General features: G+C 32.6%; 14 protein-coding genes. 9 read left to right on the forward strand and 5 right to left on the reverse strand.

The features are described from left to right. The first annotated feature begins 210 nt into the window (after positions 1 to 210). Positions 211 to 1110, forward strand: coding sequence for an AraC family transcriptional regulator (locus tag QZZ53_RS08565; RefSeq protein ID WP_296383590.1), 900 nt, complete (start codon positions 211 to 213; stop codon positions 1108 to 1110). Here the strand turns inward: QZZ53_RS08565 and QZZ53_RS08570 are convergent. Next, positions 1107 to 4622: a TraB/GumN family protein gene (locus QZZ53_RS08570; RefSeq protein ID WP_296383593.1), complete on the reverse strand. Its 3516-nt coding sequence runs from the start codon at positions 4620 to 4622 to the stop codon at positions 1107 to 1109. The genes QZZ53_RS08565 and QZZ53_RS08570 overlap by 4 nt on opposite strands. A gap of 245 nt (positions 4623 to 4867) precedes the next feature. Here QZZ53_RS08570 and hemH point away from each other — a divergent pair, with 245 nt between their 5' ends. From hemH to QZZ53_RS08610, 8 genes are all read left to right on the forward strand, one after another. Then, positions 4868 to 5899 (forward strand): ferrochelatase, encoded by a 1032-nt coding sequence (gene hemH, locus QZZ53_RS08575; RefSeq protein ID WP_296383594.1) that lies wholly within the window; start codon positions 4868 to 4870, stop codon positions 5897 to 5899. Between the two features lie 71 nt (positions 5900 to 5970). Continuing rightward, a complete protein-coding gene (locus tag QZZ53_RS08580) occupies positions 5971 to 9060 on the forward strand; it encodes a glycosyl hydrolase (RefSeq protein WP_296383596.1) in 3090 nt (1029 codons plus the stop codon). Then, complete coding sequence (locus QZZ53_RS08585; RefSeq protein ID WP_296383598.1) at positions 9060 to 9608, forward strand: CopD family protein; 549 nt, start codon at positions 9060 to 9062, stop codon at positions 9606 to 9608. The genes QZZ53_RS08580 and QZZ53_RS08585 overlap by 1 nt, the downstream gene beginning before the upstream one ends. A gap of 117 nt (positions 9609 to 9725) precedes the next feature. Next, the gene (locus QZZ53_RS08590) at positions 9726 to 11135 is read left to right on the forward strand and encodes a HAMP domain-containing sensor histidine kinase (RefSeq protein WP_296383600.1); all 1410 of its coding nucleotides are present in this window, start codon (positions 9726 to 9728) and stop codon (positions 11133 to 11135) included. A gap of 122 nt (positions 11136 to 11257) precedes the next feature. Further along, positions 11258 to 12040, forward strand: a complete 783-nt coding sequence (locus QZZ53_RS08595; RefSeq protein ID WP_296383602.1) for an enoyl-CoA hydratase-related protein — start codon at positions 11258 to 11260, stop codon at positions 12038 to 12040. A gap of 27 nt (positions 12041 to 12067) precedes the next feature. Continuing rightward, on the forward strand, positions 12068 to 12682 hold the full coding sequence (locus tag QZZ53_RS08600) for a hypothetical protein (RefSeq protein WP_296383604.1): 615 nt from the start codon (positions 12068 to 12070) through the stop codon (positions 12680 to 12682). Between the two features lie 243 nt (positions 12683 to 12925). After that, positions 12926 to 13999, forward strand: a complete 1074-nt coding sequence (locus tag QZZ53_RS08605) for a PA0069 family radical SAM protein (protein ID WP_296383607.1) — start codon at positions 12926 to 12928, stop codon at positions 13997 to 13999. A gap of 121 nt (positions 14000 to 14120) precedes the next feature. After that, entirely contained in the window at positions 14121 to 14903 is a 783-nt protein-coding gene (locus QZZ53_RS08610) for a hypothetical protein (protein WP_296383609.1), read from the forward strand. A gap of 57 nt (positions 14904 to 14960) precedes the next feature. Here the strand turns inward: QZZ53_RS08610 and QZZ53_RS08615 are convergent, their stop codons facing one another. The 4 genes from QZZ53_RS08615 to QZZ53_RS08630 all read right to left on the reverse strand — a co-directional run bounded on the left by QZZ53_RS08615 (position 14961) and on the right by QZZ53_RS08630 (position 17835). Then, the gene (locus tag QZZ53_RS08615; protein ID WP_296383613.1) at positions 14961 to 15617 is read right to left on the reverse strand and encodes an HD domain-containing protein; all 657 of its coding nucleotides are present in this window, start codon (positions 15615 to 15617) and stop codon (positions 14961 to 14963) included. Positions 15618 to 15624: 7 nt separating this feature from the next. Beyond that, a complete protein-coding gene (locus QZZ53_RS08620; protein ID WP_296383615.1) occupies positions 15625 to 16605 on the reverse strand; it encodes an acyl-ACP desaturase in 981 nt (326 codons plus the stop codon). Between the two features lie 19 nt (positions 16606 to 16624). After that, positions 16625 to 17362, reverse strand: a complete 738-nt coding sequence (locus tag QZZ53_RS08625) for a lysophospholipid acyltransferase family protein (RefSeq protein WP_296383619.1) — start codon at positions 17360 to 17362, stop codon at positions 16625 to 16627. A gap of 62 nt (positions 17363 to 17424) precedes the next feature. After that, positions 17425 to 17835 (reverse strand): BrxA/BrxB family bacilliredoxin, encoded by a 411-nt coding sequence (locus QZZ53_RS08630; RefSeq protein ID WP_296383622.1) that lies wholly within the window; start codon positions 17833 to 17835, stop codon positions 17425 to 17427. Between the last annotated feature and the right edge of the window lie 101 nt (positions 17836 to 17936).

A 17936-nucleotide genomic window follows, 5' to 3' on the forward strand; every position in this document is an offset into this window, starting at 1 on the left:
GTTGTTGCATTCGCTCGTTTACCTGACAGAGATTACTGCGAAGCAAAAATAATTTTGTTGGTCACATAAAAGTAACGCTAGAGGAACTTAAAGTATCGTTTGTGGTTTTTTAAACTTATTTTTTAATAAAATATGATTTATGTCATATTTTTACAGCAATAACAAGGGTTTTTTGTACTTTTGTTTAGAACGAATCTAAATAAGGATGAAATGAATTTAGAAAAATCGAACTCAGAAAGTGTCGCTACAGGTACTTTTGATGAAACTTTTATTGAAGATGGCTTTTTTGTGCTAGCTCATAAAAACGAAAATGACACTATCGAAATTCTTGAACGTAAGATTGATAGCAGCTATATTCAGTTTCATTTTTGTACTAAGGGATCATCAGCTTTTGTGTTCAATCAAGGTACTTATACTTTAAATATTAATGAAGACACATCGCTTTTACTTTATAATCCACAACGCGATTTACCAATTCATTTAGAAATGCAACCACATTCTTGGTTAGTGTCTCTCGTGATTTCAATAAATAAATTTCATGGGTTATTTTCAGATGATGCCAATTATGTTACTTTTTTAACGGACGATAATAGAAATAAGAAGTACTATAAAGATGGAATAATTTCGCCATCAATGGCTGTTGTTCTAAACCAAGTCATAAATTTTAGCTTAAACAGTTCTATTAAACCCTTATACTTTAAAGGGAAAGCTTACGAATTATTGAGTTTGTTTTTTAATAGAAGCGAAGATGCTGATATAGAACAATGTCCATTTTTAGTGGATGAGGAAAATGTAGCAAAACTCAAAAAAGCAAAAGACATTATTATTGCTAATATGGCTGAACCACCAAGTTTACAAGAGTTAGCAGATACTATTGGTTTAAGTCTTAAAAAACTAAAAGAAGGCTTTAAACAAATTTATGGAGATACTGTATATAGTTTTTTATTTGATTATAAAATGGAAGTTGCACGTAAACTCTTAGAATCTGGTGATTATAATGTTAATGAAGTTGGACTAAAAGTGGGTTACAGTACATCTAGCCATTTTATAGCAGCTTTTAAAAAGAAATTTGGGACTACACCTAAGAAGTATATTACTGCTTCAAGTTAATAATCATAAAGCCCACCACGAGCACTTGGCGTCACACGTTTTCGGTCTTTATAAATAGCTAAATTTATAATCTCAGTATATTGCTCTTCTAACTCTTTGGTTTTATCAACTGGAGTGCCATAATTTTGAGATTTGTTGTAATAATTCACAACCAATTGCTTTTTGTCTTTAGGTTTTATAAAAGAGATATAATGTAGTGTTTCTATTTTACCAGAATATTCATCATCCTTTTCAATTTTAAAGAAATACATCACAGCATCCTTGCCTTTGTCAGTAACAAAATTGCGTTTTAAAAGAAAGTTTATTGAGTCTTTTTCTTTTTCGTATCGTGCGTCAGATAAGAGTTTAGATTTTGCAAATTGTTGCTGATTGATGTTAAGAGATTTCACCTTACTTAAAAGTTTAGCTTTATCTAATTCTTCTAAGAGCAAATATTGATTTTCATCATCATCGAGTATTTTTTCTTTTAATTTTTTAGGAATGGTTTCTTTGTTTTTTGTCAATAGTACATAATACTTTACTAAGGCATTCTTGTCATCAACATTCAATAATTTTTCAAAGAAATCTTGTGCTGTACGTTCACTTCTATATGGATAAATAAGTTTCACATAAGTCGATAAATCATTAGAATACGAACTGTAGCCATAATTATTAGTGTTACCTAAATTTCGCTTCACTTCAATTTTAGCATCATTAATCAATTGATTCTTATACTTAGAATAACGTTTTAATTTAATATACCCACTGTATTTTACTTTAGCTAATAAATTATAAAGTGGTTGTTTGTATTCGCTTATGGTACTGTATTGTAGTATTTTAGGAAACAATGTAGCTTTTAATTGTAAAGAGTCTTTACCATAGTAATTATAAAAAATACTACCAATGCTGTTTAAAGGTAAATCGCGCTCCATAAGCTCTAATGCTAACTTATAATTGTCTTTTGTATTAGAATCTAATAAACCATCTAATATAGAAGCTTGGGTTTGCGGATCTGAATAACTATCGTAATACAATTGTTTTATAAATGGTAAGTTATTCTTTAAATCTATTTCAATAAGCTTATCAACGAGATGAGATTTAATATCTAAGCGTTCTTTTTTAAATTCAAAATCCTTGAGTACAGATACAATATCTCTACTGTTGTATTTTTTAAATTTAATGAGATTATAAGACTCTAAAACAATGCTGTCATTTTCTCTGAGTGCTTCAAAGAATTGTCTGGTTTTATCCTTTAAAACACTTTTACCCATTAAGGTATCGATTGGAGTAAATGAGTCGTAAAATTCGGTTACAAAAGAAGAAGGACCACTTATAGAATCTACTAAGGTCTTCAACTCAAAAAGGACACCTTCTTTTAAAATGTTTTTCACCAAGACTTGTTTAACACTTGCCGAATCTGTGTAACTAAAACGATAAGAATAAATGTCGTCAACTTTAGATGTTGAGCGATTAGAAATCTTGAATTTTTTATTAGGTTTATAATAGCGATTGCTATAATTCACTTTATCGTCTAAGTCTTTCCACAAGCTATCCACGTTATGATACATCTGTAAATCGTGAAATTTTCGTCTAGAGACTGTTATTTGTTCATTCGCTTTCGTTGAATATACCGTTTCTTTTGATTTCTCTTCGTAATCTTTATCGTCTTTGCTATCGTTGTAACCATAGCCATAAGGATTTGGAATCGGAGCTTTAGCATTAGTTTTTACTGAGAAATGTAAAGACGTATCTATTACTTTTTCAAATTTTTTATAATCTGTTTTGTTGAATTTAAAGGACTTGAAGAAATCTGTTTTATCAGCGTCATTTGTGCCAACATAACCCAATAGATAATAGCTTCCGTCTTTAACAATCGTTTTTAGATGTAAGTTTTTATTCGACGTTGAATCTAAAACAGCTTGTGATTCATAGGTCTTATAATCACCTGTTTTGAAGCCGCCTTTAGCCTCAGTAAGTTTATAGTTTTTATATAATGCATGATGAAAATATTTAGCTTCAAAACTATCTTCTTCAATATAAGACACATCATGAAGTGCAGCTTCCTCTAGAAAATAATACGAATTATTTTTATAACCTTCTAATAGCTTTTTACCACTATTATTCATGTTACTAGTGATATAATATTCAGGAAAATCAACTTGAAATTTTTGACTTGGCGATACAAATAATTGATTTGATTCTGAAGGAGTCTTTAATGCAATTGAGCTAAATATTTTCTCTTGATGGTGCAAAATAAAATCACTACGACCAGCAAATTTCATAATGATAATTTCTAAAGGAGTCTGATATATATGATACTTCTGAAATTCACCTTTCTTTGTTTTATTGACGATGCTTATACCAGGATAAGACTGTGTTAACTCTTCTTTTTTAATAATATCACCAGGAATATCTTCGTATAATAAATCGTCAATATCTTTTAAGGTAATATTATCTTTTTCGTTTGGTAAATACAAAAAACGACTGATTCTATTCACAGTTAAATAGGCACCATTCGTCATATCTGGATCTAAATAATACTTTTGCCCAGCATAAGAGAATTCGCGTAATTCATCGTAAGTATTTAAACCTAAAAAACCATCTGGTGTGTAATGCATTTTAAGTTCTGGAGCCACAAAGAGACTATCGAGTTTCGTTTTTTCAGTTTTACTGTAATCCGATTGTTCTGATGTTAATGATTTTACAGTATAACCTCTTTGACGGAGCATATTAATCATACCTTTGTCTCCAGGTAAATGTGCTGCACCAACTCCAGCAAATACAGATTTAGTTGGCATAAGTTCTTCTAGAGAAATCACCATATTTTCATTTCGGATATAAAGCATGTTCTCGCGATAAAATTCTGTATTTACACCAGCACCAATAGAATCTAATAAATCTAAATTTCTGTCTCGATATAAGTTTTCTTGAATGAGGTAGGGATTCTCTTTAGCGTATAGTTTCTGTATCCATGGATCTAAATCCTTTTTGTTAGCATTATAAGCCGCTTTAGTTGTTAAATATCGCGATTCTGCTAAATCCTCTAGACCATAGATATCTTTATTGTTTTTCTTCCCAGCCTGAAAGATAAACATGTCTAGATAGGTTTCTTCTTCAAAATTATCGGACTGACTATTTTTTCTGTATAAATATGCATTAACCGCATTATTATCCATCCTCACAGAAGCTCTTATCGCCATTTCTTCTGGGTGAGTTAACTTAAAAAGGTTGGTATAAAATTCACTTCTATAGTTATTATAATAGGCCATTTCACCGAGCATCATATCATAATTAAAGCCAGGCCACGTTGTTGGGTCAGACTCTAAAGCAATACAATCGCTTTCATTTAAGGCTTTATAAAACACATCATCTAGTCGGAATGCCACTTTTTTACTCACGTGCATAGTACCATAGAGATACGATGGTTTTTCAAGTCCATTTCCTGTAATTTCCCAAAGTAAACTCTGGTATTTTTGTTGCGAGTAACAAACCACTGAAAATAAAATAAGAAATAACGAAGTGATTTTTTTCATAAAAAATTATAATCAAGACTTGTAAAGATATTTAAATACGTGAAACAGCCATATACAATCATTAAAAGTCGATAAAAGACAGATAGAATAGACGATGCTTGTTAATATAATAACCAATAAAATTGAAAAATATTTGATGATATAAATAGAAAAAAATCAAAATGAGTTTTTACAAATAAAAGCAATAAATGGAATTGTAAGCAATTGCGTATAGAGTTGTATTTTTGCTCTTGAAAAAGAAAACGATGTCAAAAGGAATTTTATTAGTTAATCTAGGTTCACCAGATAGTCCAACTCCAAAGGATGTAAAAAAGTATTTGGGAGAATTTTTAATGGACGAGCGTGTTATTGATATTCCGCTTGCAGCTAGGACAGCACTTGTAAAAGGTGTTATCTTAAATACACGTCCAAAACAATCGGCAGCTGCTTACCAAAAAATCTGGTGGGAAGAAGGTTCCCCATTGATAGTGATTTCAGAAAGACTTCAGAATAAGATTCAGAAACAAGTTGATTTCCCTGTGGCTTTGGCTATGCGTTATGGTAGTATGACCATTAAAAAAGGACTACAAGAATTGGTAGATAAAGGTGTTGATGAGGTGTTTTTAATTCCGTTGTATCCTCAGTTTGCAATGGCAACAACAGAAACCATTTTAGTTTTGGCAGAGGAGGTTAGAAAAGCACATTTTCCTAATTTAAAGATTTCAGATTTAAAAGCATTTTATAACAAACCAGATTATATAGAAGTACTTTCTAATAGTGTAGCAAAACATCTTGAAGGTGTTGATTACGAACATTTGTTGTTTTCATATCATGGTGTTCCAGAGCGTCATATTAGAAAAAGAGATATTACAAAATCGCACTGTAAAATTGATGGAAACTGTTGTGCAACTGAATCTAAAGCACACGAGTTTTGTTATAGACATCAGTGTTTGGAAGTTACACGTTTAGTAGGTGAAAAACTTAATTTAGAAGAAGGTACTTTTTCGACAAGCTTTCAATCTCGATTAGGATTCGACCCTTGGTTAAGACCTTATACAGATAGAACTATTGAACGTTTTGGAAAAGATGGTTTAGAAAAGATGGCTATTGTAACTCCTGCTTTTGTAAGTGATTGTTTGGAGACTTTAGAGGAAATTGCTATGGAGGGTGAAGAGATTTTTCACGAAGTAGGAGGAAAAGAATTTACAACAATTCCATGCTTAAATGATGATGACGAATGGGTTGCTTTACTAACAAAATGGATTAACGCATGGGCAACTGCAGAAACAACAGCTTAATAAATTGAATTTCTAATTTATTTAGAGGATAATCCGTAATTTTAAATTTGAATAACTAACCGCTTTTCAATATGAGATTTCCAACCATTTTCGCAGTCTTCCTACTTGCGTTTTTTAGTACAAATATTCAATCACAAAACTTTCAAGAATCCGATTACGATGCTTTAGAGTATCGACTTCTTGGACCTTTTAGAGGTGGAAGAAGTGCTGCTGTTACAGGAGTACCAAATCAACCAAACCTTTATTATTTTGGTTCTACAGGAGGTGGTATTTGGAAAACGACTAATGGAGGTCGACAATGGGAAAACATTTCTGATGGTTTTTTTGGTGGAAGTATAGGTGCTATATCAGTTTCTAAAAGTGACCCTAATGTTATGTATGTTGGTGGAGGAGAAAAAACAGTAAGAGGAAATGTATCTTCAGGATATGGTATTTGGAAAAGTGAAGATGCTGGTAAAACATGGAAGTCCTCAGGTTTAAAAAACTCAAGACATGTACCACGTATTGCAGTGCATCCAACCAATCATAATATAGTTTATGCAGGAGTTTTAGGGAATATTTATAAACCAACCCAAGAACGTGGTGTTTATAAAAGTACAGACGGAGGAAACACCTGGAGGAAAACGTTGTTTTCTAACGAACACGCAGGCGTTGTAGATTTAATTATGGATCCAACTAATCCAAGAATATTATATGCATCAACTTGGCGAATTAATAGAACTCCATACAGTTTAAATTCCGGTGGTGAAGGTTCTGCTCTTTGGAAAAGTACTGATAGTGGAGAAACTTGGATAGAAATTTCAACGAACAAGGGATTTCCAGAAGGGACTTTGGGAATTATCGGAGTTACTGTGTCTCCTTTGAATAACCAACGTGTTTGGTCAATTATTGAAAATAAAGATAAAGGCGGCTTATATAGAAGTGACGATGGAGGTGAAACTTGGAATCAAGTCAATAGTGAACGAAAACTGCGCCAACGTGCTTGGTATTACACAAGATTATATGCGGATACAGAAGATGTAAATACGGTTTATGTATTAAATGTACGTTACCATAAAAGTACAGATGGCGGAAAAACCTTCAATACATATAATGCACCTCATGGTGATCATCACGATTTATGGATTGCACCAGAAAACCCAAAACGTATGATTATTGGTGATGATGGAGGAGCACAAGTCACTTACGATGGAGGTGAAACTTGGAGTACGTATCATAATCAACCAACATCTCAATTTTACAGAGTAACAACAGATAACGCGTTTCCGTATCGTATTTATGTGGCTCAACAAGATAATTCTACGATTAGAATTCCGCACAGAACAAATGGAAGAGCTATTACAGAAGATGATTGGGAAGGCACAGCAGGTGGTGAATCTGCACATATAGCAGTAGATCCAGAAGATAACGACATTGTGTATGGTGGCAGTTATGATGGATTTTTAACGAGAAGAAATCACAAGACAGGAACTGTTAGAGCAATAAACGTTTGGCCAGACAATCCTATGGGGCATGGTGCAGAAGGTATGAAATATCGTTTTCAGTGGAATTTCCCTATTATTTTTTCAAAACATAATCCAAATCGATTATATACCTTTTCACAACATGTACACGTTACCGAAAATGAAGGCCAATCTTGGGACATAATTAGTCCGGATTTAACACGCAATGATCCTGAAAAATTAAAATCCTCAGGTGGACCAATCACTCAAGATAATACATCAGTTGAATATTACTGTACCATTTTCGCGGCTCAAGAATCACCATTAAAAGAAGGCTTACTTTGGGTTGGTAGTGATGATGGTTTAATTAATGTTACTAAAGATGGTGGTAAGACTTGGACAGATGTTACTCCTAAAGGGATGCCAGAATGGATGATGATTAATAGTATTGAGCCAAGCGCATTTGATGAAGGCACTTGTTATGTTGCTGGTACAAAATATAAAACAGGAGATTTTGCGCCGTATTTATATAAAACAACCAACTATGGAAAGAGTTGGACAAAAATCACAAACGGCATTAACGAAGAGCATTTTACAAGAGTAGTTCGTGAAGATCCAAAACGAAAAGGCTTATTGTATGCTGGTACAGAAACAGGCATGTATATTTCATTTAATGATGGTAAAGACTGGAGGCCATTCCAATTGAATTTACCAATTGTACCGATCACAGATTTAACAATTAAAGACAATAACTTAATTGTAGCTACTCAAGGCAGAAGTCTTTGGATGATTGATGATTTAACATTAATTCATCAATTATATAATGCCAAATTAAGTCAAAATGTACTCTTCAAGCCAAAAGACACGTATAGAATGCGAGGAGGAAGTAGAGCAGGAAGTAAAACCTCAGGAACTAACCACCCTAATGGTGTGATTACGTATTTCAATATTAAGAATTATAATGAAAAAGACGAGGTTCAACTTACTTATATGACTCAGAAAGGTGATACCATAAAATCGGTAAGCACCAAAAACAAAAAAGAAAATACCTTAAAGGTAGAAGAAGGCACAAACAAATATATTTGGAGCATGTCTTATAAAGGTGCAGAACGTTTACCTGGCATGATTTTGTGGTGGGCAAATCTAAATGGACCAAAAGCAATTCCTGGAACTTACAAAGTAAGTTTAAATGTAAACGGCGAAGAGCAATCACAACCTTTTACTATTGTAGCAGACCCAAGAGCAGAAAGTACTTTAGCGGATATGCAAAAACAATTCGACTTTATAAAAGATGTGAATAAAACTATGGATGATGCACATAAATCCATAAAGAAAATAAGAGCAGTGAATAAACAATTGGAAGCATTTCAAAAGCAATACAAGGAGGATGATAACGTAAAGGAGTTGGTGGAAAAAGCTAAAGCCTTAGAAGAGCAATTGTCTAATATTGAAAAAGAATTATATCAAACTCAAAATAGAAGTGGACAGGATCCATTAAACTTTCCGATTAAATTGACGAATAAATTAGGGCATTTAAATTCCTTAGTAAGTATGGGAGATTTTGCACCAACAGAACAAGATATTGCTGTGAAGAATGAATTATCTGGACAAATAAAAAAACAATTAGATGCCTTTAATACGATTTTGAATGATGAAGTAAAAGCGTTTAATACTACTTTTAATGAAAAGCAGTTGAATTATTTATTTATTGAAGATTAATGGAATACTACAACTACATAAAATCACTGCACCTAATATTTGTAATTACATGGTTTGCTGGCTTGTTTTATATTCCACGATTGTTTGTGTATCAAATTGAAGCCTTTCATAAACCATCTCCAGAAAAAGAGATTTTAGGAAAGCAATTAAAGTTGATGGCAAAACGCTTATGGTTTATTATTACTTGGCCTTCTGCAATTTTGGCTACTCTATTTGCTATTTGGTTAATGGTTTTAATGCCAAGTTGGTTTCAACAATCTTGGATGCTTGTTAAATTAGCTTTTGTATTACTTCTATTTATTTATCATTATAAAACACATATCTATTTCAAACAACTTCAAAAAGATGAGGTAAAAATGACATCAAGTTTTATGCGTATCTGGAATGAAGGTGCGACGTTTATTCTTTTTGCCGTAGTCTTTCTCGTTATATTAAAGAGTTCTATTAATTGGATTTTTGGAGTTATTGGCATCATTGTATTAGGTATTCTTATTATGTTGGGCTTTAAACTTTATAAAAATATTCGCTCTAAAAACCCAGACGCCTAGTTGGCTTGATTATTGCTATATTTAGAACTTGTTATATAGAACTAAAAGATTCCCGATTTCTCGGGCATTTCGATGAAAATTAAAAGACTATCCTTAAGAGCAAGAATATTTGTGGCCATGATACTATTAGTATTATTGGCCTCAATTTTAATCGCTGCAGTTACTATTTATCAATATAACGAGGAAGCAAAAGATTATCACAAAGAAAGATTAGAACGAAAAGAAAAAGCGATTCGTCGCAGTATAAATTTTGCACTTAAAGAAACAACATATCCTGTAACCACTGAAAATATTCCTCTAATTTTTAAAGAGAAAATATTTGATATTGATGCTATTCATAATTTGCAAATCAACCTTTACGATTTAGAAGGGCAATTGCTAAAGAGTTCTAAACGAATCATTCAAAGAGATACAACAGAACACTGTTTAAATGCCGAAATTCTTAACGCACTGTCTAATACGTTAGAGCATAGATATGTAGTTAAAAACGAAGAAAACGGACAAACATTTCAATCATCATACACTTACATAACGGATGAAAAGTTTAAGAATCTAGCGATTTTGAATTTGCCATATTTAGAGAATGATGATTTTTTAAATAAGGAGCTTAATGAGTTTTTATTGCGTTTGGGTTATGCCTATTTGGCAATGATTTTAGCTGCTATTGTGTTTGCTTACTTCATTTCAAAATACATCACCAAATCACTAAAAACAATTAGTGATAAAATGAATGAAATTAGACTTGAAAAGCGTAATAAAAAAATTGAAATTGAATCCTCTAGTGACGAAATAGAAACCCTTGTGAATTCGTATAATAGCATGATTGACGAATTAGAGGATAGTGCTGTAAAGTTGGCGACCAGTGAGCGCGAGCAAGCTTGGCGAGAAATGGCGAAGCAAGTAGCACACGAAATTAAAAATCCTTTGACACCAATGCGTTTAAGCGTTCAGAGTTTTCAGCGTAAGTTTAATCCAGAAGATGAGAATATTCATCAAAAGGTTGAAGAATATAGTAATACGTTGATTCAGCAAATCGATACAATGAGTTCTATAGCTTCTGCATTTTCAAATTTCGCGAAGATGCCAGCTCAAAAGAGCGAAGTTTTGAATGTTGTGCATATCGTTAAGTTAGCATTAGATATTTTTAATGAACACTATATTACCTTCTATCCAGATGAAGAAGAAATCATTGCTAAGTTAGACAGAACTCAGCTCATTAGAGTTGTAACTAACTTAGTAAAAAATGGTATTCAAGCAATACCAGAAGATTCTGAAAACCCAAAAATTGAAGTTCGAGTTTTTAGTAAAGATGATACGGTTAAAATAACTGTAGAAGATAATGGTTCTGGTATTTCTGAGGAAAATAAGGCTAAAGTCTTTGAGCCTAAATTTACCACTAAAACTAGCGGAATGGGATTGGGTTTAGCGATGGTAAAAAACATTGTAGAAACTTATAATGGAAGTATTACCTTTACATCTCAACAAGGAAAAGGGACAACATTTACAGTTGCTTTTCCGAAGGAATAAACAAAAGAAGTCTTCTCTATCATTTAGAGCATAGTTGAGAAACTTCAGAACAAAAAAACATTTCGACTACGCTCAATGTGACAGTTTTGTTACAATTCATATTTTTATAAAATAAATATTTAATGAACTACGAAAACATACTATCAGAATATTCAAACGGAATCACAACGATTACCATTAACAGACCAAAGAAATTAAATGCTTTAAATAAAGACACTATCCAAGAATTGCACGATGCATTTGATGACGCCAATAAAGATAGTGACACCAAAGTTATTATCATTACTGGTAGTGGAGAAAAAGCATTTGTTGCTGGTGCAGACATTAGTGAGTTTGCAGATTTTAATGTGAATGAAGGCGGGAAATTAGCGGCTCAAGGTCAAGCCTTATTGTTTGATTTTGTTGAAAATTTAAAAACACCAGTTATTGCAGCGGTTAATGGATTTGCACTTGGAGGAGGTTTAGAATTAGCAATGGCTTGCCATTTTAGAGCAGCTAGTACTAATGCAAAAATGGGATTACCAGAAACATCACTTGGAGTTATTCCTGGTTATGGTGGTACACAACGTTTACCACAATTAGTTGGTAAGGGTAGAGCCATGGAAATGGTAATGACTGCAGGTATGATAGATGCCAACCAAGCTTTAAGTTATGGTTTAGTAAACCACGTAGTTGAGCAAGAAGAATTAATACCACTTTGCGAAAAAATTGCAAGTAAGATTATGCGTAATTCTTCAGTTGCTATTGGTAAAGCTATAAAAGCAATTAATGCCAATTACAAAGACGGAAAAGATGGTTACAAAGTAGAGATTAAGCAATTTGGAAAATGCTTTGGCACTGAAGATTTTACTGAAGGAACCACTGCATTTTTAGAAAAGCGTAAGGCTGACTTTCCTGGGAAATAGTTAGTTGTAAACAAACTAAACAAATATATGAACTTCATTAAAAAACTTTTCGGTATAAAGAAAACCGGAGAAGAAGTATATTCAGGGAATTTTATTATTGCAACATTGAATGATAAAGTAATGCCAATTGATAGAGGAGAAATTTATGAAGACCCATTAGACGAATTTCTTCAAATGAATGGAATTGGAGAAGTAACTGGTGGCGGAACTATGCAATTGAAATCTGGAGAACTGGAATACTGTGATGTTGAAATTCAGTTAAATTCTGATGAAGTTAATGATGGTCAAATAAAAGCAATCATTGAGAAATTACAAGAACTCGGAGCACCAAAAGGCTCAAAACTAATAATAGAGAAAACAGAACAAGAAATTGAGTTTGGAGAAAAGGAAGGTTTAGGAATTTATTTAGACGGAATTAATCTGTCAGATGAAGTTTATAAAAGCTCTGACTCTGAAGTTTTAGCAATCGAAATAAGAAGACTAGCTGGAATTAAAGACAGTACTCTTCGGTATTGGCAAGGCAACACAGAAACTGGATTGTATTTTTACGGAGATTCATTTGAACATATTAAAAACTCAATAGCAGATTTTGTTAGTGCTCATCCAGAATGTGAAAATTGTCGAATAGAACAAGTAGCATAAAAGTCAGTTTGCAATAAGTTGGATGTAATTAATTGCTTTTATAGGTTTTTTCTAAGATTCGTGTATGATGACCAAATTAGTTACTTAAATGCATAATTTGGTATACAATTGACGTTAGATAAAATGTTTCAAAAAATAACACAACTATTCCCACAAAAGTTGTGAATAACCAAACGCATTATTAACAACATTTAGAATAATTAAAGCCTAATTTTAAAGTCCTACTTTTTTAATTATCCATTTATGAGCTCTAAATCTATCATTAAGGGACGTGGTGCCCAACAAAATGTCCACAACCGTTTTTTTGAATTGTCTTACGAAATGCGAGATGATTTCCTAGAATTCTGCCAAAAAGAAGGTGAAGTTGCAGACAAAAACAAAACGCAATACCTTAATGTATTTCCTAAAACGATAGTCAATAAAGTGAAGAGTCCAGATGTAGGTATGGCGTATTCTATGAATATGTATCAAGGCTGCGAACACGGTTGTATTTATTGTTATGCACGTAATAGTCACGAATTTTGGGGCTACAGTGCTGGTTTAGATTTTGAGCGACGCATTTTAGTAAAAAAAGATGCGCCAAAACTTTTAGAAGATTTACTAAAGAAGAAAAGCTGGAAAGCACATACCATAGTAATGTCTGGCAATACAGATTGTTACCAACCAGCAGAGAAAAAATTTGAGCTTACACGACAATGTTTAGAGATGTTTTTAAAGTATAAGCATCCAACAGCAATCATTACCAAAAACGTATTAATACTAAGAGATATAGATATTTTAAAACAGTTAGCGGAAAATAATCTTATTAGTGTAAATGTTTCTATAACCTCATTGTCAGAAGATACAAGGCGCATTCTAGAGCCAAGAACAGCAACTATAAAAAGACGACTCCAAGTTGTAAAAGAATTAAGCGATAATGGTATTCCTGTTAATGTAATGTTGGCACCAATAATACCATCAATAAATAGCCATGAGATTTTACCAATGGCAAAAGCAGTTTCAGAAGCAGGTGCTTTAAGTATTGCGCATACCATAGTAAGATTAAACGGAGCGATTGGCGAAATTTTCACAGATTGGATAAAGAAAACACTACCAGATCGTGCAGATAAAGTGCTACATCAAATTGAGAATTGCCACGGAGGCACGCTTAATGAAAGTAGATATGGAGTTAGAATGCGAGGCGAAGGGCAAATAGCAAAACAAATAAATGATTTAGTGAAGTTGGCAAGACTCAAATATTTTAAAGACAAAAGAATGCCAAAGTTAAATACAGAACTGCATGAGCAATATAAAGTTGGGCAAATGAAACTATTTTAAACAAAAAACTAAAATATAAATTGTTTTTATGTCAGTAAATTTCTTACAATTATACAGTTAAGTGTTTGGTTATTTCTTATTACGAATTATATTTGTGCCTCAATTAAATCAATTTAATATTATGAAATTAAAATCTTTCTCTTTTATCTTTCTTTTACTAGTTATTTTAATAGGTTGTAACGACTCTACTTCAGATGAGTTTGATGATGCAAATCCTGATGCTGTAGCAAGATATATAGAAACTATCGACGTTATATCTGCTCAAGATTCTGATGAGAACACTACGATTACTGTTAATTATGATGCTAACAATAGAGTATCTAGCATTACTGATGGTATTGAAAGTAGCATTTTTGTTTATAACAATAACGCACTAACTAATATTAGCGGTCAAGGAGATAATTTAGATATAGAAGAATTATACGAATCTCCGTATAATGCTTTTGAAACTGGAGAAGTTACTGAATACGATAGTAACGGTAACCCAAAAAAGATAACATTCATAGAATATGAATACGATTATATGAATGATGTAGAGGTGGAACTTGAATACACAGCTGAAATTACTTACGACGCTAATCCAAATCCATATTTCTATACATTAGATGCAGCAGGAGTAATCTCTGTTTTAGATGATGTTGATTTATATTTAACTATGAGTAATGCTTCAAGCAATCAAGCTGTGCAAGCAAGATTATTATTTCCATTAAACAATATCACTGGTATAGTTTATAAAGATGAAGATGGTGAAACAGTATATAATGTGAGTGCAGATTACGTTTATAATTCTGTAAGTTACCCTGTATCTGGAACGGTTACTGGTATTGAGTATTATGAAAACTTTCAAGGTCAAGAAGAAACTGAAACAAGTATTTTTTCTGTAGCGTATACTTACAGACAATAATTTGAATAGACACTTCTAAAAAGGGTGATTTTGAAATTATTTCAAAGTCACCCTTTTTTATTTATTTCCTTCCCATTCAGAATAAAACTGTTTAAGAAAGCCTTCCATATATTTATGCCTTTCTAAGGCAATTCGCCTCCCTGTTTTAGTATTCATTTTGTCTTTCAGTAATAACAGCTTTTCGTAAAAATGATTGATGGTTGGAGCTTTAGCAGCTTTGTATTCTGCTTTAGACATATTTAGATTTGGTACAATTTCAGGATTGTAGAGCGCTCTATCTTTAAAACCTCCATAATTAAAACAGCGAGCAATACCAATAGCTCCAATAGCATCTAGTCGGTCCGCATCTTGTACTACTTCCATTTCTTTAGATGTGAAATATGGATTTAAATCAAATGAGTTTTTAAAAGACATGTTTTCAATAATCTGAGTTACATGTTCTATAATTTCACTATCCACATTATGTTTTAAAAGAAACTCGCTAGCTATTCTTGGACCAATAGTTTCATCTCCATTATGAAATTTAGGATCGGCAATATCGTGAAGTAATGCAGCTAAAGAGACCACTGTTAAATCAACAGGTTCGTGTTTAGCAATTAGTAAAGTGTTTTTGTAAACACGCTCTATATGAAACCAATCATGTCCGCCTTCTGCGTCTATAAGTTCAGATTTTACAAAAGCTATGGTAGCTTTAATAATATCAATTGTTTCCATAATTTATTTATGCAGGATCTACCCATTTAAATTGAAATGAGTTTTCAGGTATTTTAATACGTTCAGATAAACGATACATTCGAGGAGGCAATTTCATTAAATAATCTCTTGCTTTCTCTGCCTCTTCATTTAAACCAGATACATTACCAATGTCCCAACGGTCAATTAATTTTTGAAGAATATCTACATAATCATTAGATGTATAAACACCAATACGCTGTGCTGTGTTAGAAAACTCTTCGAAAGCTGTTCCAATTTTGTCACCAGATTCTCTTAAGAAATGTGCAGGCATGGCAATTTTTCGTTTCATCATATGGTGAAAAGCCATCATCATTTGATTTGGGTCTACAGTGAAAATACGTTCTACAAAATCTGAATAAGCATGGTGGTGACGCATCTCATCACCTGCAATGATTTTACACATTTTTGCTAATTTTTTGTTTCCTTTTTCCTTAGCAATTTTTGCTACACGATTATGTGATACATAAGTTGCTAATTCTTGAAAACTAGTGTAAACAAAGTTCTTATAAGGATCTCTATCTGTTCCAATATCAAAACCATCATTAATTAGATATTGAGTTGTCTTTTCAATTTCTTTCATGTTTACACGCCCAGAAAGATATAAGTATTTATTAAGCACATCTCCATGACGGTTTTCTTCACCTGTCCATTGTCGTATCCACTTAGACCACCCATTACGTTCTACTTGGTCAATCCCTTCAACATCCATAAGCCAAGATTCATAACTAGGTAAAGCCTCTTCGGTAATCATATCACCAACTAAAACCACCCAAAAATCATAAGGCAATTCTTTAGAGAGTTCTCTAATTTCTCTAACCTCTTCATAAAAAGAATCTTTTGTTGAATCTGGTAAGAAATCTGTAGGCTGCCAAATATTTTCGACAGGAATTAAGTATTTTTCGATAAGAGATTCTACATCTTTTTCAAGATGCTGCATAACTTCTAACCTTATATTTTTTAACGACATCTTGATGGTGTTATGATGGTTAATTCTGAATAGACTCTACAATTGTTTTTTCAACTTGCTGAACTAGTTCGGTCTTATCTGTAAAGTTAGCAATTTCTATGGGCTTATGTACAGTAAATTTAATATGATTTCCTATTCCCATCGGAAATTTCCCATACCTCAACATCTTCCAAGAATTGTTAACAGTTACAGGGACAATTAATGCAGAAGGTATTTTTTTCATTAAAATTTCGAGTCCTTTAGTTTTAAAAGGCTTAGGTGTACCATCTTTACTTCTTGTGCCTTCTGGAAAAATAACAGCTGCACGATTAGTAGATTCAATATATTCACCGAATTTCATCATAGCAGGCAACGCTTGGCGTGGATTTTTTCGATCGATTAAAACTGAACCTCCATGACGTAAATTATAAGATACACTCGGAATGCCTTTTCCTAGTTCTTGTTTAGCAACAAATTTAACATGATGCTTACGCATGTACCACATAATTGGTGAAATGTCGTACATACTCTGATGATTGGATACTATGATTAAAGGTCGATTGGTAGGAATATTATGTGGATTGTTAAATGTAAAACGTGTGCCTAAAACATTAAGACTACGCATTATAAAAAATTGTAATGCATCTACACTTTTTTTAAGCGCTTGGTAACCTAGAACATTGTTGCACAACCATTCTATTGGATGAAAAACAACTAAAGTTAAACCAAAACATATATAATAAAGGGCAGTTAATGGGTATGCTAATATTTTTTGCATGGCATAAAATTAAAAAACCACGATGAAAATCGTGGTTTAAATTTTTAATATTTCAAAAATTCTTAACAATGCTCATTATAAGCATCCATAAGATTTTCTGAAATTAGTTCTGCAGGACGACCTTCAATATGGTGACGCTCTAACATGTGTACTAATTCTCCGTTCTTAAATAAGGCCATACATGGCGAACTTGGAGGAAAAGGAATCATGTGTGCTCTTGCAGCATCAACAGCTTCTTTATCTACACCTGCAAAAACAGTTACTATATTTGTTGGTCGTTTCGCATTTTGTAAACTCATACGAGCTCCTGGTCTAGCATTTGCTGCTGCACATCCACAAACTGAATTTACAACCACTAAAGTCGTTCCTTCTTTTGCAATAGCATTATCTACAGCTTCTGTTGTATGTAATTCTTCAAAACCAACGTTGGTTAAATCCTCACGCATTGGTTTTACTAATTCTGCTGGATACATATTTTTATGTTTTAATTAATCTAAATTGAATTGCAAAGATAACTAAAAATAGCAGGCAGCCTTCAGTCTTCAGTTAGCAGTTTGAATGCTACTATTTTGGT

Source organism: Winogradskyella sp. (assembly GCF_016744625.1).
In the GTDB taxonomy this organism is placed as follows: domain Bacteria; phylum Bacteroidota; class Bacteroidia; order Flavobacteriales; family Flavobacteriaceae; genus Winogradskyella.